Below are 19,833 nucleotides of genomic sequence, written 5' to 3'. Positions count from 1 at the left end.
TGATGGGTACCAGAGACCCAAAACGAAGTGTGTGGTTTTAACAGGCGGGCTCCGGGCCGTCCAGCCGGGGGCACCCACGGGTCTTGCGTCGGCGAATCAGGCCGACGCGGCGGTAATTCGGCGCGCCGCCAGGCTGTCGGCCGCGATCTGCGCCTTCAATTCGTCGAGACCGGCGAATTTCCGTTCCGCCCGGATGAAGCCGAGCAGGCGAACCTCGATCTGCCGGCCGTAAAGGTCTTCGGCGAAATCGAACAGATGGACTTCGAGGTTTTCGTCCAGCTTGCCGAAGGTCGGGCGCCGGCCGATGTTGGCGACGCCGGGCACCAGGCGCCCGTCGTCCAGCACCACTTCGACCGCATAGACGCCGAGGGCAGGGCGCAGGTAATCGCCAAGGCCGAGGTTGGCGGTTGGAAAGCCGATGGTGCGGCCGCGCTGGTCGCCCTGCTGAACGGTGCCGGTAACCGACCAGGGCCGGCCGAGCTGGGCCGTCGCGGCGTCGATGTCGCCGGTTTCCAGCGCCTTGCGGATCGCGCTCGACGAGTAGCCGGCGCCGGGCTTGCAGTCGTTGTCGCCGACCGGGGCGATGACCGAAAGGCCGAAACCTTCCATCTCGCCCATGTAGCGCAGCAGGGCGATATCGCCGCTGCGCGCCTGACCGAAGCAGAAGTCGAAGCCGATGACGATATGGACCGCCTTCAGCCTGTTCACGAAGATATCGAGCACGAAGTCCTCGGCCGGCATGGCGGCGAGGGTGGTCGTGAACGGCAGCACGATGGCGGCATCGACCCCCTGACCGGCCAGCAGGCGCAGCTTGTCGGCGGGCGGGGTCAGGCGGAAGGGCGCCGTGTCGGGCCTGAACAGGACGCGAGGGTGCGGCTCGAAGGTCATGACCGCCGCGATGGAGCCCATCTCGTCGGCCAGTCGGCGCGTTTCCGCGATCAGCGCGGCGTGACCGCGGTGCACGCCGTCGAAATTGCCGACAGCCAGCACCGCGCCCTGCGCCTGGGGCGGGACACGGTCGAGACTGTCGACAACAAGCATGAACGGATGACCGCGTCGGATCAGACGGCGACCGGACGGCCCGGGACCATGATGGTGGCCTCGCCTTCGACCACGGTCTTGCCGCGGATGCTGCAGGTCGTCGCGAAGACGGCGCGCTTCTTGGCGGCGTCCAGCTCGACCACTTCGGCCTTGGCGGTGACGGTGTCGCCGATCTTCACCGGCGCCTTGAACTTCAGGGTCTGGCCGACATAGATCGCGCCCGGGCCGGGCAGCTTGGTCCCGAGCACGGCGGAGATGAGGCCAGCGGACAGCATCCCGTGGGCGATGCGCTCCTTGAACGGGGTCGTCGCGGCGTATTCGGCATCGAGGTGGACCGGATTGGTATCGCCCGAGACGCCCGCGAACATCAGGATGTCGGCTTCGGTCACGGTCTTGGAAAAGGTCGCCGACTGGCCGATGGAGAGGTCTTCGAAGTAGAGACCCTGGTGCTGTGACATCGCTGGTCCTCGCGGTCGCTGTGGGCACACCCGTCTCGGGTGTCGAGGCTGGCGACCTTAATGGCGCCCCAACGGCTGCGCAAGGGAGGCGCGCTGAGAGCCGGGAGTTTACCGTTTCTTAGCCTGATGGTCCGAGGATGCCCCTTGTCGCGGCAGCACATGCCGCACCGCCGGGCCGGACGGGCCGGTGTATTGAAGGCCTTAAGAAAGTGTTGCGAGGCATCACCGCCATGGCAGTCGACATGCAAATGCCGATCCTCATCGTCGACGATTACAAGACGATGCTGCGCATCATCCGGAACCTGCTGAAGCAGCTCGGTTTCGATAATGTCGAGGAAGCGACCGACGGGCAGATGGCGCTGGCCAAGCTGAAGAGCAAGCCGTTTGGCCTGGTCATATCCGACTGGAACATGGAGCCCATGACGGGCTACGAGCTTCTGAAGCAAGTCCGCGGCGATGAGACGCTGAAGGCGACGCCCTTCATCATGATCACCGCCGAATCGAAGACCGAGAATGTGATCGCGGCCAAGCAGGCTGGCGTGAACAACTACATCGTGAAGCCGTTTCCGGCCGAAACGCTGAAGGCCAAGATGCGCGCCGTGCTCGGCGATTTCTGATCGCTCCCGGGAAAGGAGGCGCCCATGTTCGGCGAAAACCTGTCGGGTCAGATCGGCGCCCTCGTCGATCACCTGCGTCGCAGGGGCGAGTCCTCGCCCCCGAACCTGGTCGAGGTCGCCTCGGTGACGGAAGTCCTGATCGCGACCATGCAGGCCTATTTCCGCTCCATCGACACCTCGATCTACCGCGAATTCCGCGAACTCTCGGATTATATCGCCAAGGCCAGGGGCGAGATCGCCTCGCTGCGTCCGGGCGACCTGCAGAACGAGCGCCTGCCGCGCGCGGGCCGCGAACTCGAAGCCATCGTCCGCTCGACCGAGGACGCGACCAACAAGATCATGGCGGCGGCCGAGGCGATCATGGCGGGCAGCCCGTCCGATCCCGGCTATAGCGACCTCGTGTCCGCCCGCTGCATGGATATCTTCGAGGCCTGTTCGTTCCAGGACATCACCGGCCAGCGCATTTCCAAGGTCGTCGACACCCTGACCTATATCGAGGAGCGGGTCGGGCGGCTGAAGGATGCCCTCGGCAGCGGTCTCGCCGATGAGCCGGCACATCCCGAAGAAACCCGCACCGGCGATTCGGCCCTGCTGAACGGTCCGGCGCTGGACGGAGAAGGCATCGCCCAGGACGAGATCGACAAGCTGATGGGCGAGGTCGCGCCGCCGCCCGCGCCGCCCGCGCCGCTGGCCCCTGCGACAAAGGCGAGCCAAGCAGACATCGACGCCCTGTTCGACTGATCCTATGATCTCCCCGAAAACGGGAGGAAATGGTCGGTGGAACTCAAGGGCGTCTCGGAGACGCTGATCATACCGCTTTACGCTCAATGGCGCGAAAATCGCAGCCGGCGGCCGGTATTGCGGGATGACAAGGTCGACGACATCGTCGCGCGGCTGAAGCCACCCTTCGAAAAATTCCTGCCCAGCCCGATCGACCGTTCGGTCGTCGTGTTGCGCAAGCGAATCATCGACGGCCTCGTTGCCGCTCACATGCGCCGGAACCGGGGCCACGCGGTGGTCGTCAATCTCGGCTGCGGTCTCTGCACGCGGTTCGACCGGATCGACGATGGCGCGGTGCGCTGGATCGACGTCGACCTGTCGGCGGTCGAGCCGGTCTGGCGTTTCGCCTTCGCCGGCCACGATTCCCGCCGTCATTTCGTCACCGCCTCCATCGAGGCGGAAGATCTGTTGGAATCCCTTCATATCGGCGCGGATGACGTGCCGCTGTTCATCCTCGAAGGGGTCTCGATGTATCTGTCGGAGGCGCGGATGCGTCTGTTGTGCCGGCGGATCGCCAAACGCTTTCCGGGGGCGACGCTGGTGTTCGACGCCATGGCGAGTTGGGTTGCCATGGGCTCGATCTTCTACCCCGAGATCGCGGTGACCGGCTCCCGCTTCACCTGGAGGCTCGATCGGCCGCAGTCCTGCGAATCCTGGGGGCGCGACTTCAAGATCACGGCGGACGAGCCGATCGCCCGCCATCTGAACGCGATCTACGGCTTCGCCGGCTGGCTCGGCCGGCTGAACCCCGTCATGCGCAGCGCCTACCGGGTGGTGGCGCTGCGCCTCGGCAAGGCGCGCTGACTACCAGCGCAGGCGGTCGATGGCGGCCGCGACCGAAAGGCCGTGATCGCCGAGCACGGCGCCGAGGCGGGCCGCATCGGGCGGATCGCCCCACAGCGGGGCGTGGACCCCGCCGGTGATCAGCAGCGCGGGAATTCCCTGGCGATTGGCGCCCGGAATATCGGTCTCGATGCCATCGCCGATGGCGATGGTCTCGGCCGGCGCGGTGCCGAGCAGGGCAAGGCTGCGGTCATAGACCGAATCATAGGGTTTGCCGTGCCATTCGACCTGCCCGCCCATGTCGCGATAGAGGCTGGCGATGGCCCCGGCGCAGGGAATGGTCCGCGCGCCCCGGGCGACGATACGGTCCGGATTGGCGCAGACGAGGGGGAGGGCGCGGGTCAGCGCGGCTTCGAGCAGGGGGCGATAATCCTCGGCGGTTTCGCTCTCGTCGTCGAGCAGGCCAGAGCAGACCAGCAGATCGGCATCTTTCAGGTCGGGTACCAGTGACAGGTCCAGACCCTCGAACAGCGGCAGGTCGCGCGCCGGGCCGACATGACGCACGGCGGCACCGCGCCGCTCCGCGAGGGCGAGGCGGGTGGCGTCGCCCGAAGTCACGATGGCGTCATAGACCGAAGGCGGCACACCCAGCCGGTCGAGTTGCTGCCGCACCACCGGTGACGGTCGCGGCGCGTTGGACAGCAGCACGACGCCAGCCTGCCGGCCGGCACGGAAGCGGGTCAGGGCCTCGACGGCTTCGGGAAAGGCGGCGACGCCATTGTGCATGACGCCCCAGAGATCGACGATCGCGCCGCGGGCCGATTCAATGACGGGGCCGGCATGATCGACCAGATGGGGAAGATACGACATAAGCGGATAACTCAATCCTCGCGGGCGGTCCATTTGGCCAGGGTCAGCTTCAGGTCGGCGAGTTCCCGCAGGGTCTCGCCATGGCTGCGGCGGAGCAACTCGATTTCCGCCTGGAGTTCGGCGCGGTCACCCGCGCGCAGGATCAGGATATGGCCCTGCAGGGCGGCAAAGAACAGGGCGATGCCGACGATGGTGCCGTCGATCGCCGGCCAGAAGTCGTGCACGGCGAAACCGGCGGCGCAGGCGACCAGGACATAAGAGATGACGAGCAGGGCTTGAATGGGCAGGGGCATGGCGGCTCACGATCCGATGGGGGCGGCGCGGCGGGCGAGACGGCGCCAGTGGTGCCGGAAGACCAGACCCGGCGCACGGGCGACCGGGGTCGCCTCGGCGAGGCGGGTCCAGCGGGCGAGGGCATCTTCGGCGACATCCCAGGCCGCGCGGGAAACATCCTGCAGCAGGCGCTTTCGCTCGCCCCGCGGACGGTCGGCGGCGAGGGCGGTCGCCCGGGCGATCTCGTCGATCAGCGCGGCTTCGAGGGCATCGCGCGCCGGGGCATAGGTGGCAAGGCGCGTGGCGTGGTCGCGGATGACGGTGCGGTGCAGCCGCTCCTGCCGCCACCACAGGGTGGCGAGATCGGCCCGCGCCTTGGGTGGTGGTTCGGCTCTCGGCAGGCCGGCCTCGATGAAGAAGGGCCGGAACAGGCCGGTGCAGGGCGCGGAGCCGCCGGTCGACCATGCGACAGGCAAATTCCGGTCGAGCACGGCGACGAGGCTCATGGTGGTCTGCGCCGCCCGCCGCGCCGGTCCGGCATTGCCGTGGGCGCAGAGCGTATCGGGCAGGAAGCCGCCCGGCCGCCAGTGGGGCTTTTCGCCCGATGGACCGTGGTCGCGCAGGATGGACATCAGCCGCGCCGGCCCGTCGACGCCGCCCGCGATGAGTGCGCAGGCCCGTGCGGCCCGCCGCCGGCCACGCGCGGCCCAGCCCTTCACCTTTTCGCCGAAGACGGCGCCGAAATCGAAGGGGGTGCCCTCGCTCCACCAGCCCTTGTCACGGGCGGCTTCCTTGGCGTTGGCCGACAGGCGGATGAAGTTCGTGCCGATGGAGTAGGCGTTGGAGATCGCCCGCGCGCCGGTCACGCGCTCCAGCGCCCAGTGCCGGCCGGCGGTTTCGAGCACGAAGGCCGAGGTCGCGTCGGCGATCATGAAGGCACTGTCATAGGGAAAGCGATAGCCATGGCCGCCATTGCCGCCCTGGCCGTGCCGCTCGATCAGCACGATCATGGTCGCGGCCGCCTCTTCGGCGCTGCGCGCCCGCTCCAGTCCGAGACGGACGAGGTCCATGCCGGTCAGCGCCGGCGTGCCGTCATGGGGCAGGCGGGAGAACACCGCCTCGTTGCCGATGGCGACGCCATGCTCGTTGACGCCCATCTCCGCGCCCCACATCCAGTAGGGCCGGCAGATCAGCAGCGCCGCGGTCTCATAGACCTGCGGCAGCGTCAGATAGGTGGCGTGGACGAGGGTGCCCGGCGCATGGGTGCGCCGGGGGATGATCTCGATCGCCTGCGCTTCGTCGCCTTCGCGGTCGCTGTTCTTGGCGAACAGCATGGTTCCGCCCGGTCCCGAAGGCGGCACCACCATGGTGTCGCACATCCCAAATCTCTCCTGCGCCCTTGAAATAGCAGGCTGGGCAGCCTCTTTCTATGGGGCCCGTGGTGCAACTGGACCAGATGGAACTGTTCCATACGGTCCGGTTGATCCACAAACTGTCGATCCAACAAGAACCATTGCGGGGAAAAGCCATGGCCAATGCCTTTGATTTCAGCTTTCCGGGGATTGCCGGGGGTGACATCCGGCTGAAGGATTTCGCCGGCAAGCCGGTGCTGATCGTCAACACCGCCTCGGCCTGCGGCCTGACTCCGCAATATGCCGGGCTCGAATCGCTGTACCGGACCTATGGGCCGAAGGGGCTTGTCGTGCTCGGCGTGCCGGCCAATGATTTCGGCGCGCAGGAGCCGGGGACGGAGGCCGAGATCAAGACTTTTTGCGAAACCCGCTTCGCCGTCGACTTCCCGATGACGGCGAAACAGGTGGTGATCGGCGAGGGCGCCCATCCCTTCTATCGCTGGGCGGCGGCGGAACTGGGCGAGGCCGGCACGCCGAAGTGGAATTTCCACAAATATCTGATCGGGCCCGACGGCAGCCTCGCTGGCAGTTTCGGCTCCCGCCTCGATCCGCTGTCGCCCGACATCACCTCGGCCATCGAGGCTGCCTTGGCGTGAGCCCGGACGTCATGCTTAATGCCGTCGCCGCCGCGCTTCCCGGCCGGCGCAACGAAAACGGAGACGACCGATGACGATTTCGGTGGGCGACAAGCTGCCCGAAGCCACCTTCATGACGATGACCGACAAGGGCCCGGCGCCCCTGCCGTCGTCCGAACTCTTCGGCGGCAAGACCGTCGTCCTCTTCGCGCTGCCCGGTGCCTTCACCCCGACCTGCTCGGCCAAGCATGTGCCGAGCTATCTCGCCAACGCCGAGGCGCTGAAGGCCAAGGGGGTCGACACCATCGCCTGCCTTTCCGTGAACGATGCCTTCGTCATGGGCGCCTGGGGCAAGGACCAGGGGGTCGGCGACAAGATCGTGATGCTGGCCGACGGCAGCGCGGACTTTACCAAGAAGCTCGGTCTCGATCTCGACCTCTCGGGCTTTGGCATGGGGCTGCGCTCCAAGCGTTACGCCCTGATCGCCAAAGACGGCAAGGTCGAGGCGCTGTCGGTCGAACCGAATCCCTCCGCCCTCGACGTTTCCTCGGCCGAAGCGGTCCTGAAGCAGCTGTAAGCCCTCGGGGCCGCCCGGTTCCTGACCGAGTGGCCCCGCCCGGCGGGAAAGGCACCATGACTCTCGACGACTATCAGGCTTTCACCCGGACGACGGCGATCTTTCCGGCCGACCGTGCCCTCGAATATCTCGGCCTCGGCCTCGCTTCGGAAGCGGGGGAAGTCGCGGGCGTGATCAAGAAATGGATCCGCGATGGGACCGACGACGAGACCCTGAAGGCGAAGCTCGAAGCCGAACTGGGCGATGTCTGCTGGTATCTCTCTGAACTGTGTAACGCGGCGGGCCTCGACCTTGCCGCCGTCTTCGCCGCCAACATGCGGAAACTGTCCGACCGCCAGCGGCGCGGCGTGATCGCCGGCTCCGGCGACGAGCGGTGAGCGGGTGAGGTGGTAGCCGAATGCCGCCATATCGGAATCAATTCATCTGTATTCCGGAATTAATCTCCGCTTAAGAATTTCAGGCTGGAAACGCCCGTGGGCGGGCTTCGCGCCCGCCGGCATTGCCACTCTCAAAGGGCAGTTTTCCGCCAGATTCGCCGATTGATCGGCAGTTAACCGAATCTTAGCCATAGACCCGCCGATGCGGCGCTAATGCGCCCGTTTGGCTCCGGTTTCGGTTGGGCTTTCGACTGAAACTGACGCCGGTCTGGCGCAAGTTACTCCCAACAGCGGCCACGTGCCGAACCATTGAAACATGTACCGGAGTAACTGCCATGATCGCATCCCACGCGGTCCTGAACGGGACCATCATGTCTGCCGCCATCGGCGCCGTCGTTGGCGCGGCCGTCTTCTCCGGGGCTGCCACCTCGTCCTTTGATCTTGGTCCGATCTCGTTTCACGGCGGTCAGGGCGGCGCGCCTTCGCTGCTCGCCTCGCTGAAGCTGGCGTTCGACGGTCGCGGCGAAGGCGGTCTGGCCGACGGCGGGCGGGCACGCCTCGCCCCAACGGCGGCGTCTGGCACCGAGAATGTCGAGCCGAAGCGCACGGCGACCGCGGGCGAAGACCCCAGCGATGACCGCGGTACCCTGTCGATCCAGGTCGAGAACGACAAGTTCGGCGGCGGCACGGACCAGCATTACACCAACGGCCTGCGCGCTTCCTATCTGTTCAGCTCGGACGATACGCCGCGCTTCGTCGGCGATATCGCCCGCGAACTGCCCTTCGTTCCCGCGGAAGGCGTCGTCCGCGTCGGCGTCTCGGTCGGCCAGAGCATCTTCACCCCGGGCCGCAAGGAAGCGAGCAGCGGCGATAACAAGGGGCGTCCCTTCGCCGGCTGGCTCTATGGCGGCGTGCAGATCACGAACGACACGGGCAAGCAGCTCGACACCTTCGAGCTGCAGCTCGGCGTCGTCGGCCCCAGCTCGGGCGCGGCCGAGACACAGACCTGGTTCCACGACACCATCGGCGTCCGCCCGTTCGACGGCTGGGACTCGCAGCTGAACGACGAATTCGGCGCGGTGCTGTCTTACGAACGCAAGTGGCGCTTCATCTCGGAATATCACCCGGGCGGTCTTGGCGTCGCGGTCGAGCCGAGCGTCGGCTTCACCCTCGGCAACGTCCATACCTATGCCTCGGCCAGCGCGACGGTGAAACTGGGCAGCGACGTTTCCAGCGACTGGGGCGCGCCGCGCATCCGCACGGCGCTGTCGGGCACCGGCTATTTCAAGCCGGTCCATGATTTCGAATGGTATGTCTTCGCCGGTCTGGAGGGTCGCGCCGTCGCCCGCAACATCTTCCTCGACGGCAATTCCTTCGAGGACAGCCACAGCGTCGACAAGCACACGTTCGTTGCCGATCTTCAGGTCGGCGCCTCGGTCACCCTGGGCGATGCCCGCCTGACCTATACCCAGGTGTTCCGCACCACCGAATATGTCGGCCAGAAGAATGGCGACGTCTTCGGCGCGCTCAGCCTGTCCTGGCGGATCTGACGGTCCTGCGTCAGCCCCGCCGGGGCGCGGCGGCGCGGGCGAGCTGGTCGACCCGCTCGTTGCAGGGATCGCCCGAATGGCCGCGCACCCAGCGCCAGTCGATCCGGTGCCGCGCGGCCGCCGTATCGAGACGACGCCACAGGTCCTCGTTCTTCACCGGCTTCTTGTCGGCGGTCTTCCAGCCGTTGCGCTTCCAGCCGGCGATCCATTTGGTGATGCCATCCATCACATAGCGGCTGTCGGTGAACAGACGGACGTTCGTCGTCCGGGTCAGGGCTTCGAGGGCGGCGATGGCCGCCATCAGTTCCATCCGGTTGTTGGTCGTCGCCGGCTCGCCGCCCGACAATTCCTTCTCGGTACCGCGGAAGGAGAGCAGGGCGCCCCAGCCGCCGGGGCCGGGATTGCCCGAACAGGCGCCGTCGGTATGGATGACGACGATATCGTCACTGGTCTCAGTCATGGCCGATGCCATAGGTACCCGGCCCTTCGGCGGTGCGGTGGAAGCGCAGTTTGGACAGATATTCGAGCGGGTCTTTCGGCCGGACGAGGGCGCCCGGCACCTGGTTCAGCCAGTCATACAGCCGGGTGAGCAGGAAGCGCAGCGCAGCGCCCCGGCACAGCAGCGGGATCGCCGCTGCCTCGGCCTCGCTCAAGGGCCGGCCGCCGAGATAGCCGCGCGACAGGGCAAGGGCCTTCGTCGCGTTGAAGGCTCCGTCCGGCTCGAAACACCAGGCGTTCAGGCAGATCGCGAGGTCGTAGGCATAGAAATCGTTGCAGGCGAAATAGAAGTCGATCAGGCCCGAGACGTCGTCCCCGATGAAGAAGACATTGTCGGGGAAGAGATCGGCGTGAATGACCCCGCCCGGCAGAGCCGCCGGCCAGTTCGCCTCGAGAAAGGCCAGCTCCGCGTCGATTTCGGCGGCGAGGCCCGGGCGCACGCTGTCCGCGCGGTCGCGGCAATCGGCGGCGAGGCGGCGCCAGCCGGGAAGCGACAGGGCATTGGTCCGCTTCAGGGCAAAGCCCGCGCCCGAAAGATGCAGGCCGGCGAGGGCGGCGCCGACACTGCCGCACTGGGCGACATTAGGCTTGCGCGGCCACATGCCGGTCAGGAACGAGACGATCACCGCCGGCCGCCCGGCCAGCTGGCGCAGCGCCTTGCGGTCGCGGCCGTGGATCGGCGTCGGGCACGACAGGCCGGACAGGGCGAGATGGTCCATTAGGCCGATGAAGAAGGGCAAGTCCGCTTCCGCCACCCGCTTCTCGAACAGGGTCAGGATGAAACGGCCCCGCGTGGTCTCGAGGAGGAAGTTGGAATTCTCCACCCCCTCGGCGATGCCCTTGAGACTGAGCATTTCGCCGAGATCGTATTCGGCGAGAAAGGCGGCGAGGGCGTCGTCGTCGACGTCGGTATAAACAGCCATGATTCCGTTCAGCCGATCAGGGCGCGGGGGACTTTGAACTGGATGCGTTCCTCGGTCACGGTCACCTGTTCGACCGTGACCTCGAATCGCGCGCGGAAGGCCTCGATCAATGCCTCGACCAGGCTTTCCGGGGCGGAAGCCCCCGCCGTGATGCCGACGCGGCGCGCGCCGTCAAGGCGCGACCAGTCGAGTTCGCCGGCGTGCTGGATGCGCAGCGCGGTGGCGACGCCGGCCCTTGCGCCAACCTCGACCAGCCGCACCGAGTTCGAGGAATTGGGCGCGCCGATGACGATCAGCGCGTCGCAATCGGGCGCGATGGTCTTCACCGCCGCCTGCCGGTTGGTGGTCGCGTAGCAGATGTCTTCCTTGTGCGGGGCGAGGATCGCCGGGAAGCGCGCCTGCAGGGCGGCGACGATGCCGGCAGTATCGTCGACCGACAGGGTGGTCTGCGTGATGTAACCGAGGCGCGCGGGGTCGGGCACCGACAGGCGGGCGACATCCTCGATCGTCTCGACCAGGCTGATCGCGCCGTCCGGCAGCTGGCCCATGGTGCCGACCACTTCCGGGTGGCCTTCATGGCCGATCATGACGAGATGCATCCCCTCGGCATGGAGCCGTTCGGCCTCGACATGGACCTTGGAGACGAGGGGGCAGGTGGCGTCGAGATAGGCGAGGCCCCGGCGCCGGGCATCGGCCGGCACGGATTTCGGCACGCCGTGCGCGGAAAAGACCACATGGGCGCCTTCCGGCACCTCGTCCAGTTCCTCGACGAAGATGGCGCCCTTGGCTTCCAGCGATTCGACGACCGTGCGGTTGTGGACGATCTCGTGGCGGACGTAGATCGGCGGGCCGAAACGCTCCAGCGCCAGCTCGACGATCTGGATCGCGCGGTCGACGCCGGCGCAGAAGCCGCGCGGTGCGGCGAGAATGAGGGTCAGGGCGGGTTTGCTCATGCTGTCCGGAAGCTCGCGGGCAGGGGGCCGCCCTGCTTGTGCCGATAGGGGTGCTTGTCTAGAGTGCGCCGACCATAATCCTTAACGCCAGCCAAAGGAAAGCAAAGGATGGGCATCGTTTCGCAGGTCCGGGCAGGGCGCAAGCCGGCCGCCATGGCCGCGTCCCTCGCGCTCGCCGCCTTCGGCCTCGCCGCTTGCGGCTCCTCTTCCGATTCGGCACCGGCGACCGCGGCCCAGGCGGCGCCCTGTCCGGCCATGTCGGTTCTCGCTGATGCCGCCAGCCTGGCCCGTTTCGCGGAGGGCGCGCCGCGCACGCCGGATTCCGTGCTCTACGAGATCGAGATGATCGACGCCAAGGTCCTGTGCGAGCCGGCGGCGAATGGCCAGGTGGTCGCCAATGTTGGCATGTCGATCTACGTCCGGCGCGGGCCGGCCGGGCGCGATCTGACCGGCGTGACCGTGCCCTTCTTCCTCGCCCTGACCGAGACCAACACCCGTGTGATCAGCCGCGCCTCCTACGAGACGCAGGTCGCTCTCGATAAGGGGGCCGCCAGCGGCGGTGTCGTCGAGCACCTGACGGTTACGGTACCGCTCGACGGCAAGTCGCCCTATGCCTTCGAATTGATCGGTGGCATCCAGATTTCGGCGGCAGAACTGGCCGACGAGCGAAAGCGCCGGGGCAAATAAGGGCTTGTGTGTCAAACATCACAGCGACACCCGTGCGGTCGCGCCATAGTCCCCTCCTGCCGGCGGCCTTGTCGCCGGTGGCCGCCTGCCGGGGGGTTGGCGGTCTGGGCGGCGGGGATGTCCGGGGGGGCAGGCCCGCCGTCCTCCTACTCCTTTAAGGGGGTATGTGAAAACGATCGCCTGCGGCAACATGGCCGCCACAAAATGGTGATCGGCTTTGCCTTGGATCAAACCGCCGATATAGGATTTGTGAACCAATGTCCGGGACGATGGACATGGGCTCCAGCCTGACACGATGGCCGGGGGCATCCGGTGCGCGCGGATCGAGGCAACTGGGACAGGGCGAATGACTTACGACGATAAATTTGCGAATGCGATTGCCGACCTGAAGCAGGAAGGCCGTTATCGCGTGTTTGCCGATCTGCAGCGCCATTGCGGTAATTTCCCCCGGGCCACCTGGCGCGGCCCCAACGGCGCCCGCGACATCGTCGTCTGGTGTTCCAACGATTATCTCGGTCAGGGTCAGAACAGCGAAGTCCTCTCGGCGATGCACGAGGCGCTCGATACCTACGGCGCCGGTGCTGGCGGCACCCGCAATATTTCCGGCAACAGCCGCGCCCATGTCCTCCTCGAGGACGAGTTGGCCAGCCTGCACGGCAAGGAATCGGCGCTGATCTTCTCTTCGGGCTTCGTCTCGAACGAGGCGGCGCTGTCCGCCCTGTCCCGCGTGCTGAAGGGTGTGACCGTCTATTCCGACGAGTTGAACCACGCCTCGATGATCGAGGGCATCCGTCACGGCGGCGCGCCCAAGCGCATCTTCCGCCACAACGACGTGAAGCACCTCGTCTCGATGCTGAAGGAAGCCGATCCCGCGGCACCCAAGATCATCGCCTTCGAGAGCGTCTATTCGATGGACGGCGACATCGCGCCGATCGCCGATTTCGTCGAGGTCGCCAAGACATACAACGCCCTGACCTATCTCGATGAAGTCCATGCCGTCGGCCTCTATGGCGAGCATGGCGCCGGTGTCGCCGAGGCGACGGGCACCATGGGTGACATCGACGTGATCGAAGGCACGCTGGGCAAGGCCTTCGGCGCCATGGGCGGCTATATCGCCGGCTCGTCCGTCATGGTCGACTGTGTGCGCTCCTATGCCCCGGGCTTCATCTTCACCACCTCGCTCGCCCCGGTGATCGCGGCGGGCGCCTGCGCCTCGATCCGCTACCTGCGCCAGCACAATGAACTCCGCGTGAAGCACCAGGAGCGCGCCGCCACCCTGAAGCGCAAGCTGGCCGCCGCCGGCCTGCCCGTGCTGCAGAGCCAGTCGCATATCGTCCCCGTGATGGTGGGCGATCCAGTGCGCTGCAAGGCGATTTCCGACGAGTTGCTGTCGGTCGATGGCATCTATGTCCAGCCGATCAATTTTCCGACCGTGCCGCGCGGCACCGAACGCCTGCGCTTCACCCCGTCGCCCTTCCATGACGACGAGATGATGGACCAGCTGGTCGCCGCCCTCGACCGCATCTGGACCAAGGCCCGGCTGCCGCGCGCGGCCTGATCCGGTCTCGGGTCTCCGCTCAGGAACGGCGCCCGTGCGAGCGGGCGCCGTTTCTATTTGGGAAGGCGGCGGCGGACCAGGCCACCCGGCGTGGAGCGGCGGCGACGGCCGAACAGGCTGCCGGCCGCGCCATAGATCAGCCAGCCGAGGCCGACACCGGCGGCACCGAAGGCGGGATCGAGCGTCGCCGAGATTTCATAAGTCGAGAGCGTATCGCGCACCAGCTCGCCGTCGCCGAAGCGGGCGATGCTCACCAGCTTGTCGAAACTGGTCGGCGCGGCATCCAGCATCCGCTTCTGCTCCGCGAGAACGCCCCTGCGGTCGGCCAGCGCCGTCATGCGATCGGCGGTGCCGCGGACGGCAGTATCGCCGGACTGACGATGGCGCTCGGCCAGCTGCTGGAAATCCAGCCCTTCCGCCGAAGCCTGCAGCGCGAAGGCATCGACCATCTTCTGCACTTCGCCGAGGGCGCCGCCCAGCCGCTGCTCGTAGGCACGGGCGAAACTCGGCAGCTGGCTGGCGCCGATGCCGCCGGTAATGACGAGCAGGATGAGGAACAGATGGCGAATCATGGCGGTCCCCACAGATGGGCGCTGGGGCCATAAGGGGCCGCCGGGGGCAAATCTGTCAACCTCGGCCGGTTTTCACAGGTCGACGATCTCGACATCCTCCGGGCTGACCGGGCGGTCGAGGAAGATCGTCGCGACGCGGGCGAAGCGGCTGGCCGAATCGGTCGCCATGAATTTCACCCGGCCCGCGCCGGCCCTATTGCCAAGACGGTCGGCATCAAGGGCCACGGCGACCGCCTCGGCGGCGGTCGAGGCGCTGTCGACCAGGGCGATATCCGGGCCGGCGACGGCACCGATGGTCTCGCGCAGCAGCGGGAAATGGGTGCAGCCGAGCACCAGCGCCTCGGGCCGGGGCCGGCCGTGGTTGAGCAGCGGCTCGATATAGCGGCGGGCGGCGGCTTCGACGGCATCGCCCCGAATCCAGCCTTCCTCGGCAAGGGCGACGAAGACGCTGCAGGCCTGCTGGCGAACGTCGGCCCCGGGACTGAGGGCATGGATGGCGCGGTCATAAGCGCCCGAAGCGACGGTGCTTTCGGTCGCAAGGACACCGATCCGGCCCGACGGCGCCGCCGCGACGGCGGCCTGCGCCCCCGGCTCGATCACGCCGATCACCTCGATCTCGGGAAAGGCCGCGGTCAGGGCCGGAATGGCATGGGCGGAGGCGGTGTTGCAGGCGATCACCAGCAGCTTCACCCCGCGCTCCACCAGATGACCGGCGGCCTGCACGGCGTAGCGGGCGACGGTTTCCGGGCTCTTGGTGCCATAGGGCAGGCGCGCAGTGTCGCCGAGATAGAGCAGGTCTTCGGTCGGCAGGCGCTTCGCGATGGCGTCGAGCACGGAAAGACCGCCGATGCCGGAATCGAAGATCCCGATCGGCAGGGTGGGCGAGGGTGAGGTCATGCGAGCAGCGGGGCTTCCAGCGCCTGTTCGAGAAGGGTGAGCGCCTGATCGACGGTGGCGAGGCGCACCGCCGCCCGGCCGATGTCGCCAAAGCGGCGCTCGACATGAAGGGTTTCGCGGAGTTCGCGGGCAAGCGCGAAATGCACAAGGCCGACCGGCTTTTCCGGCGAGCCGCCGCCCGGTCCGGCGATGCCGGTTACCGCGACGGCGATATGGGCGCGGCTCCGCGCGAGGGCGCCTTCCGCCATGGCGCGGGCGACGGGTTCGGACACCGCGCCGTGCAGCAGCAGGATGTCCTTGGGCACGCCGAGGATTTCCGCCTTGGCATGGTTGGAATAGGTGATGAAGCCCCGCTCGAGCACCGCGCTCGAGCCCGCGATTTCGGTCAGCAACCCGCCGATCAGGCCGCCGGTGCAGCTTTCGGCCGTCGCGATGCGCTGGCCGCGCTCGGTCGCCTTGCGGATGAGGGCGGTGGCGCGCTGCTCGAGATTGTCGGGGAAAAGACTCGTCACCATAGCTCGATCAATCCTCCCATCAGCACCAGGCCCATGATCCCGGCGATCACGTCGTCGATGACGATACCGAAGCCACCGGGCAAATTCTTGTCGGCCCAATTCGCGGGCCAGGGCTTCATGATGTCGAGGCCGCGGAACACGGCGCAGGCGATCAGGTAAAGCCAGGGATCATTGGGCACGAGGACGAGGGTGAACCATTGCCCGGCGAATTCGTCGATGACGACGCTGCCCGGATCCTTCATGCCGAGGGCCTGGGCATAGATCGCCGAAGCCCAGATGCCGAGCGCGGTCACGGCGACCGCGGCGAGGGCGAGGCCGAGGGCGCCGCCCGCCTGATGGATGAACCACGCCGGGACCAGGGCGGCGATGGAGCCCCAGGTGCCGGCCGGTCCCGGCAGATGGCCGACATAAAAGCCGGTCGAGACAATGCGCGCGGGGTGGAGACGGGGAAGCATCAAGGCAACCTCACGGTGGCGAGGCCTTGCGCGGCGATGCCTTCGCCCCGGCCGGTGAAGCCCAGTTTCTCGGTCGTGGTCGCTTTGACCGAGACCCGGTCGGGCGCGATGCCGAGGATGGCGGATATCCGCTGGCGCATGGCCTCGCGGTGCGGGCCGACCTTGGGCCGCTCGCAGATCACGGTGAGATCGAGATGGGCGATCATGCCGCCGCGTGCCGCGACGAGGCTGCCGGCATGGGCGAGGAAACGGTCGGACGATGCGCCGCGCCACTGCGGTTCGGAGGGCGGGAAATGCTGGCCGATATCGCCCGCGCCGATGGCGCCAAGCAGGGCGTCGGTCAGCGCGTGCAGGGCGACATCGGCGTCGGAATGACCGATCAGGGCGCGGTCATGGGCGATCTTCACACCGCCCAGCCAGACCCCGTCGCCGAGGCCGAGGGCATGGACATCGAAGCCCGAACCCGTCCGGATATCGGGGAGGCCATGGAGCAAGGCCCGCTCCGCCCGATCGAGGTCGTCCGCCGTCGTCACCTTGAAATTCTCCTCCGCGCCCGGCACCAGCGCGACATCGAGGCCGGCGGCGGTGGCGAGGGCGGCATCGTCGGTCATCTGCGCGCCCGACTGCCGGCGGTGGGCATCGAGGATCGCCGCGAAGCGAAAGCCCTGCGGTGTCTGGGCACGAAACAGGCCGTCGCGCGGCACGGTCTCGCCCACGAGGCCCGCCTGCCCGCGTTTCAGCGTGTCGACGACGGGCAGTGCCGGAATGGCGCCGACGTGATGTTCCAGCGCGGCGAGCACGCGGCCGGTCAGGTCCGGATCGACGAAGGGGCGGGCGGCGTCGTGAATGAGGACGAGGCGGGGGGGCGGTGCCTGCGCCGCCAGGGCTTCGAGCCCGGCGCGCACGCTGTCCTGCCGCTCGGCACCGCCGGCAGCATAGGCCAGGTCCGGAATCCCCTCCAGCGCCTCACGCGCGGGCCCGGCATCGCCGACGATGACGATGGGGCCGACCGCCGGGTGCCGCCGCAGTGCCTCCACCGTCCGGCGCAGCATGGGCTTGCCGGCGAGCGGGCGAAATTGCTTCGGAATGCCGCCGCCCATTCGCGCGCCACTTCCGGCAGCGGCGATGACGACGGCAACGCCTGCGGTTGAACGAGAATCGACCATGGCGAGACACTAGCCCCGCCGCGCCTCCCGGCCTAGTGTCTGCTTGATTACAAAACGCGACTCCATGGGCTTCCAGGGACTCATGGCCATTGCGATGCACAAGCAATGGGCCTAGATTGCTCGTTTATTGCGCAGCTGAATAAAGTGCCCAAGTAATGAACAGCACGAGCGGCCCCCGTGGGGTCGGCCCCATCCAGGTTGGCCCGGTCAGGATCGACGATCCGGTCATTCTCGCCCCCATGTCCGGCGTCACGGACATGCCGTTCCGCCGCGTCGTGAAGCGTCTGGGCGCTGGGCTTGTCGTGTCCGAGATGATCGCATCCGAGGCCATGATCCGCTGCAGCCGCCAGTCGATGAAGATGGCGAGCAACTGCGCCGAGGAATTCCCGATGTCGGTCCAGCTCGCCGGCTGCGTGCCCGAGCACATGGCCGAGGCGGCGAAGATGAACGAGGACCGGGGCGCCGCCATCATCGACATCAACATGGGCTGTCCGGTGAAGAAGGTGGCGATCAATTCGCACGCCGGCTCCGCCCTGATGCGCGACCTGAAGCACGCGCAGAGCCTGATCGAGGCGACGGTGAAGGCGGTGAAACTGCCGGTCACCCTGAAGATGCGCACCGGCTGGGACCACAGCAATCGCAACGCGCCGGAACTGGCCCGGATCGCCGAGGATTGCGGCATCCGCATGATCACGGTGCACGGCCGCACCCGCTGCCAGCTCTACAACGGTCATGCCGACTGGGGCTTCATCGCGAAGGTGAAGGAACAGGTGAAGATCCCGGTGATCGCCAATGGCGACATCAATACCTGCGACGACGCGGTGGAGGCCCTGGCGCAATCGGGGGCCGACGGGGTCATGATCGGGCGCGGCGCCTATGGCCGGCCCTGGATCATCGCCCAGGTCACCCATTTCCTGAAGACCGGGGAGCGGCTGGCCGATCCCGCGCTCGAGGATCAGCTGGCCCTGCTGCTCGATCATTACGACGACATGCTGGCGCATTACGGGTCCGTGCCGGGGATGCGCATGGCGCGCAAGCATGTCGCCTGGTATTCGGCGGGCCTGCCCGGCTCCGCCGTCTTCCGCTCCACCATCAACCGGATGGAGGACCCGGAGGCGGTCAAGGCTTACATCCGGGAATTCTATGCCCCTGTGCTCGAACGGAAGGCGGCCTGATGGCCAAGACGTCTCAAGCCAGACCGGCCGCGGAAGCGGGCAAGGCCGAGCGCGGCGTGACTTTCGATCCCGAACTGGTGCTCAATGCCCTCGGCAAGGCGATCCTCCTCGTCGACGAGGAGGGCTTCATCCGCTACGCCAATGCCGCGGCCGAGCAGTTCTTTGCCACGGGCGCGACCATGCTGACGCGGATGCGCCTCGATCAGGTGACGCCTTTCGCCCATCCCCTGCTGTCGGTGGTCGAGCAGGTGAAGCAGGGCGGTATCTCCGTTTATGAATACGAGGTCGACTTCGGCTCGCCCCGGACCGGACAGCGTCCGGTCGACATGCAGGTGACGCCGCTCGCCGACCGCTCGGGCCTGCTGCTCGTCTCGCTGCAGGAGCGCGCGATCGCCCAGCGTATCGACCGTCAGCTCACCCACCGGGGCGCGGCCCGCTCGGTCACCGGCATGGCGGCGATCCTCGCCCATGAGATCAAGAATCCGCTGTCCGGCATCCGGGGCGCGGCCCAGTTGCTCGAACAGGGCATCGCCGAGGGCGACCGCGACCTGACCCGTCTCATCTGCGACGAGACCGACCGCATCTGCCTGCTGGTCGACCGGATCGAGGCCTTCAACGAGGGCCGACCGGCCAAGCGCGAGCCGGTCAACATCCATCAGGTGCTGGAGCATGTGAAGAAGATCGCCCTCGCCGGTTTCGCCAAGGGCCTTCGCTTCATCGAATCCTACGATCCGTCGCTGCCGCCCGTCTCGGGTGACCGGGACCAGCTGATCCAGGTCTTCCTCAACCTCGTCAAGAACGCGGCCGAGGCGGCGCCCAGCAAGGGCGGCGAGATCACCCTGACCACGGCCTATCGCCATGGTGTGCGCATGGCCGTACCCGGCACGAGGCGGCGGCTGCGCCTGCCGCTTGAAGTCACCGTGCGTGACAACGGCGAAGGCGTGCCACCCGATCTGAAGCCCCATCTGTTCGAGCCTTTCGTCACCACGAAATCCTCGGGCACGGGGCTTGGCCTTGCCCTGGTCGCCAAGATCGTCGGTGATCACGGTGGCATGGTTGAATGCGAATCCGAACCGAGGCGCACGGTGTTCCGCGTGCTGCTGCCGGTCGCCAACGAGTAA

The 19,833-nt window shown here is 67.2% G+C and carries 24 protein-coding genes; 11 read left to right on the top strand and 13 right to left on the bottom strand.

Annotated features, from left to right (window positions below; all coding sequences use genetic code 11):
• Positions 1–96: 96 nt before the first annotated feature.
• A complete protein-coding gene (locus DKG74_RS03105) occupies positions 97–1,041 on the bottom strand; it encodes a bifunctional riboflavin kinase/FAD synthetase (RefSeq protein WP_109902455.1) in 945 nt (314 codons plus the stop codon).
• Positions 1,042–1,061: 20 nt separating this feature from the next.
• Entirely contained in the window at positions 1,062–1,499 is a 438-nt protein-coding gene (locus tag DKG74_RS03100) for a MaoC family dehydratase (RefSeq protein WP_109902453.1), read from the bottom strand.
• A 230-nt stretch (positions 1,500–1,729) separates the two neighbouring features.
• On the opposite strand from DKG74_RS03100, the gene DKG74_RS03095 reads away from it, so the two are divergent.
• From DKG74_RS03095 to DKG74_RS03085, 3 genes are read left to right on the top strand one after another with little or no spacing between them, the layout of a single operon-like run.
• Positions 1,730–2,116, top strand: a complete 387-nt coding sequence (locus DKG74_RS03095) for a response regulator (RefSeq protein ID WP_109902451.1) — start codon at positions 1,730–1,732, stop codon at positions 2,114–2,116.
• Between the two features lie 24 nt (positions 2,117–2,140).
• On the top strand, positions 2,141–2,857 hold the full coding sequence (locus tag DKG74_RS03090; RefSeq protein WP_109902449.1) for a chemotaxis protein CheZ: 717 nt from the start codon (positions 2,141–2,143) through the stop codon (positions 2,855–2,857).
• A gap of 36 nt (positions 2,858–2,893) precedes the next feature.
• Complete coding sequence (locus DKG74_RS03085; protein ID WP_109902447.1) at positions 2,894–3,700, top strand: class I SAM-dependent methyltransferase; 807 nt, start codon at positions 2,894–2,896, stop codon at positions 3,698–3,700.
• Here DKG74_RS03085 and DKG74_RS03080 read toward each other — a convergent pair whose 3' ends face one another.
• Genes DKG74_RS03080 through DKG74_RS03070 form a run of 3 tightly spaced genes read right to left on the bottom strand, consistent with a single transcriptional unit; the run spans position 3,701 to position 6,201 of the window.
• Positions 3,701–4,549 (bottom strand): TIGR01459 family HAD-type hydrolase, encoded by an 849-nt coding sequence (locus tag DKG74_RS03080; protein ID WP_109902445.1) that lies wholly within the window; start codon positions 4,547–4,549, stop codon positions 3,701–3,703.
• An 11-nt stretch (positions 4,550–4,560) separates the two neighbouring features.
• Positions 4,561–4,842, bottom strand: coding sequence for a hypothetical protein (locus DKG74_RS03075; RefSeq protein WP_109902443.1), 282 nt, complete (start codon positions 4,840–4,842; stop codon positions 4,561–4,563).
• Between the two features lie 6 nt (positions 4,843–4,848).
• Entirely contained in the window at positions 4,849–6,201 is a 1,353-nt protein-coding gene (locus DKG74_RS03070) for a peptidase C69 family protein (RefSeq protein ID WP_109902441.1), read from the bottom strand.
• A 149-nt stretch (positions 6,202–6,350) separates the two neighbouring features.
• Between DKG74_RS03070 and DKG74_RS03065 the strand changes: the two genes are divergently transcribed.
• From DKG74_RS03065 to DKG74_RS03050, 4 genes are all read left to right on the top strand, one after another.
• Positions 6,351–6,830, top strand: a complete 480-nt coding sequence (locus DKG74_RS03065; protein WP_133251478.1) for a glutathione peroxidase — start codon at positions 6,351–6,353, stop codon at positions 6,828–6,830.
• 70 nt (positions 6,831–6,900) lie between these two features.
• Positions 6,901–7,386, top strand: coding sequence for a peroxiredoxin (locus tag DKG74_RS03060; RefSeq protein ID WP_109902437.1), 486 nt, complete (start codon positions 6,901–6,903; stop codon positions 7,384–7,386).
• Positions 7,387–7,442: 56 nt separating this feature from the next.
• Positions 7,443–7,763 carry a nucleoside triphosphate pyrophosphohydrolase family protein gene (locus tag DKG74_RS03055; RefSeq protein ID WP_109902435.1) on the top strand — a complete coding sequence of 107 codons (321 nt, stop codon included), beginning with the start codon at positions 7,443–7,445 and terminating at the stop codon, positions 7,761–7,763.
• Between the two features lie 335 nt (positions 7,764–8,098).
• Positions 8,099–9,313, top strand: coding sequence for a lipid A deacylase LpxR family protein (locus tag DKG74_RS03050; RefSeq protein ID WP_243404000.1), 1,215 nt, complete (start codon positions 8,099–8,101; stop codon positions 9,311–9,313).
• A gap of 10 nt (positions 9,314–9,323) precedes the next feature.
• Here the strand turns inward: DKG74_RS03050 and rnhA are convergent, their stop codons facing one another.
• The 3 genes from rnhA to ispH are packed head-to-tail and all read right to left on the bottom strand — an operon-like array spanning position 9,324 to position 11,687.
• Positions 9,324–9,773: a ribonuclease HI gene (gene rnhA / locus DKG74_RS03045; protein WP_109902433.1), complete on the bottom strand. Its 450-nt coding sequence runs from the start codon at positions 9,771–9,773 to the stop codon at positions 9,324–9,326.
• Entirely contained in the window at positions 9,766–10,734 is a 969-nt protein-coding gene (locus DKG74_RS03040; RefSeq protein ID WP_109902431.1) for a homoserine kinase, read from the bottom strand. The genes rnhA and DKG74_RS03040 overlap by 8 nt, the downstream gene beginning before the upstream one ends.
• Positions 10,735–10,742: 8 nt before the next feature.
• Positions 10,743–11,687: a 4-hydroxy-3-methylbut-2-enyl diphosphate reductase gene (gene ispH, locus DKG74_RS03035; protein ID WP_109902429.1), complete on the bottom strand. Its 945-nt coding sequence runs from the start codon at positions 11,685–11,687 to the stop codon at positions 10,743–10,745.
• Between the two features lie 108 nt (positions 11,688–11,795).
• Here ispH and DKG74_RS03030 point away from each other — a divergent pair, with 108 nt between their 5' ends.
• Together DKG74_RS03030 and hemA are read left to right on the top strand one after the other, a co-directional pair.
• Positions 11,796–12,374, top strand: coding sequence for a hypothetical protein (locus DKG74_RS03030; protein WP_109902427.1), 579 nt, complete (start codon positions 11,796–11,798; stop codon positions 12,372–12,374).
• Between the two features lie 346 nt (positions 12,375–12,720).
• Entirely contained in the window at positions 12,721–13,932 is a 1,212-nt protein-coding gene (hemA, locus tag DKG74_RS03025; protein ID WP_109902425.1) for a 5-aminolevulinate synthase, read from the top strand.
• Positions 13,933–13,985: 53 nt separating this feature from the next.
• Here the strand turns inward: hemA and DKG74_RS03020 are convergent, their stop codons facing one another.
• From DKG74_RS03020 to DKG74_RS03000, 5 genes are all read right to left on the bottom strand, one after another.
• Positions 13,986–14,504, bottom strand: a complete 519-nt coding sequence (locus tag DKG74_RS03020; RefSeq protein ID WP_109902423.1) for a DUF2937 family protein — start codon at positions 14,502–14,504, stop codon at positions 13,986–13,988.
• 72 nt (positions 14,505–14,576) lie between these two features.
• Positions 14,577–15,401 carry a glutamate racemase gene (murI, locus tag DKG74_RS03015; protein WP_109902421.1) on the bottom strand — a complete coding sequence of 275 codons (825 nt, stop codon included), beginning with the start codon at positions 15,399–15,401 and terminating at the stop codon, positions 14,577–14,579.
• Entirely contained in the window at positions 15,398–15,916 is a 519-nt protein-coding gene (locus DKG74_RS03010; protein ID WP_109902419.1) for a CinA family protein, read from the bottom strand. The genes murI and DKG74_RS03010 overlap by 4 nt, the downstream gene beginning before the upstream one ends.
• Positions 15,910–16,371, bottom strand: a complete 462-nt coding sequence (locus DKG74_RS03005) for a phosphatidylglycerophosphatase A family protein (RefSeq protein ID WP_109902417.1) — start codon at positions 16,369–16,371, stop codon at positions 15,910–15,912. The genes DKG74_RS03010 and DKG74_RS03005 overlap by 7 nt, the downstream gene beginning before the upstream one ends.
• Entirely contained in the window at positions 16,371–17,537 is a 1,167-nt protein-coding gene (locus DKG74_RS03000) for a bifunctional 2-C-methyl-D-erythritol 4-phosphate cytidylyltransferase/2-C-methyl-D-erythritol 2,4-cyclodiphosphate synthase (RefSeq protein ID WP_109902415.1), read from the bottom strand. Before DKG74_RS03000 ends, DKG74_RS03005 begins: the two co-directional genes overlap by 1 nt.
• A gap of 155 nt (positions 17,538–17,692) precedes the next feature.
• Between DKG74_RS03000 and dusB the strand changes: the two genes are divergently transcribed.
• Together dusB and DKG74_RS02990 are read left to right on the top strand one after the other, a co-directional pair.
• On the top strand, positions 17,693–18,712 hold the full coding sequence (gene dusB / locus DKG74_RS02995; RefSeq protein WP_109902413.1) for a tRNA dihydrouridine synthase DusB: 1,020 nt from the start codon (positions 17,693–17,695) through the stop codon (positions 18,710–18,712).
• The gene (locus DKG74_RS02990) at positions 18,712–19,833 is read left to right on the top strand and encodes a two-component system sensor histidine kinase NtrB (RefSeq protein ID WP_109902411.1); all 1,122 of its coding nucleotides are present in this window, start codon (positions 18,712–18,714) and stop codon (positions 19,831–19,833) included. Before dusB ends, DKG74_RS02990 begins: the two co-directional genes overlap by 1 nt.

This window comes from Zavarzinia aquatilis (assembly GCF_003173035.1).
GTDB classification, from domain to species: Bacteria; Pseudomonadota; Alphaproteobacteria; order Zavarziniales; family Zavarziniaceae; genus Zavarzinia; species Zavarzinia aquatilis.
The sequence above is the reverse complement of the archived record's forward strand: the minus strand, read 5'-3'. Positions and strand labels throughout refer to the sequence as shown.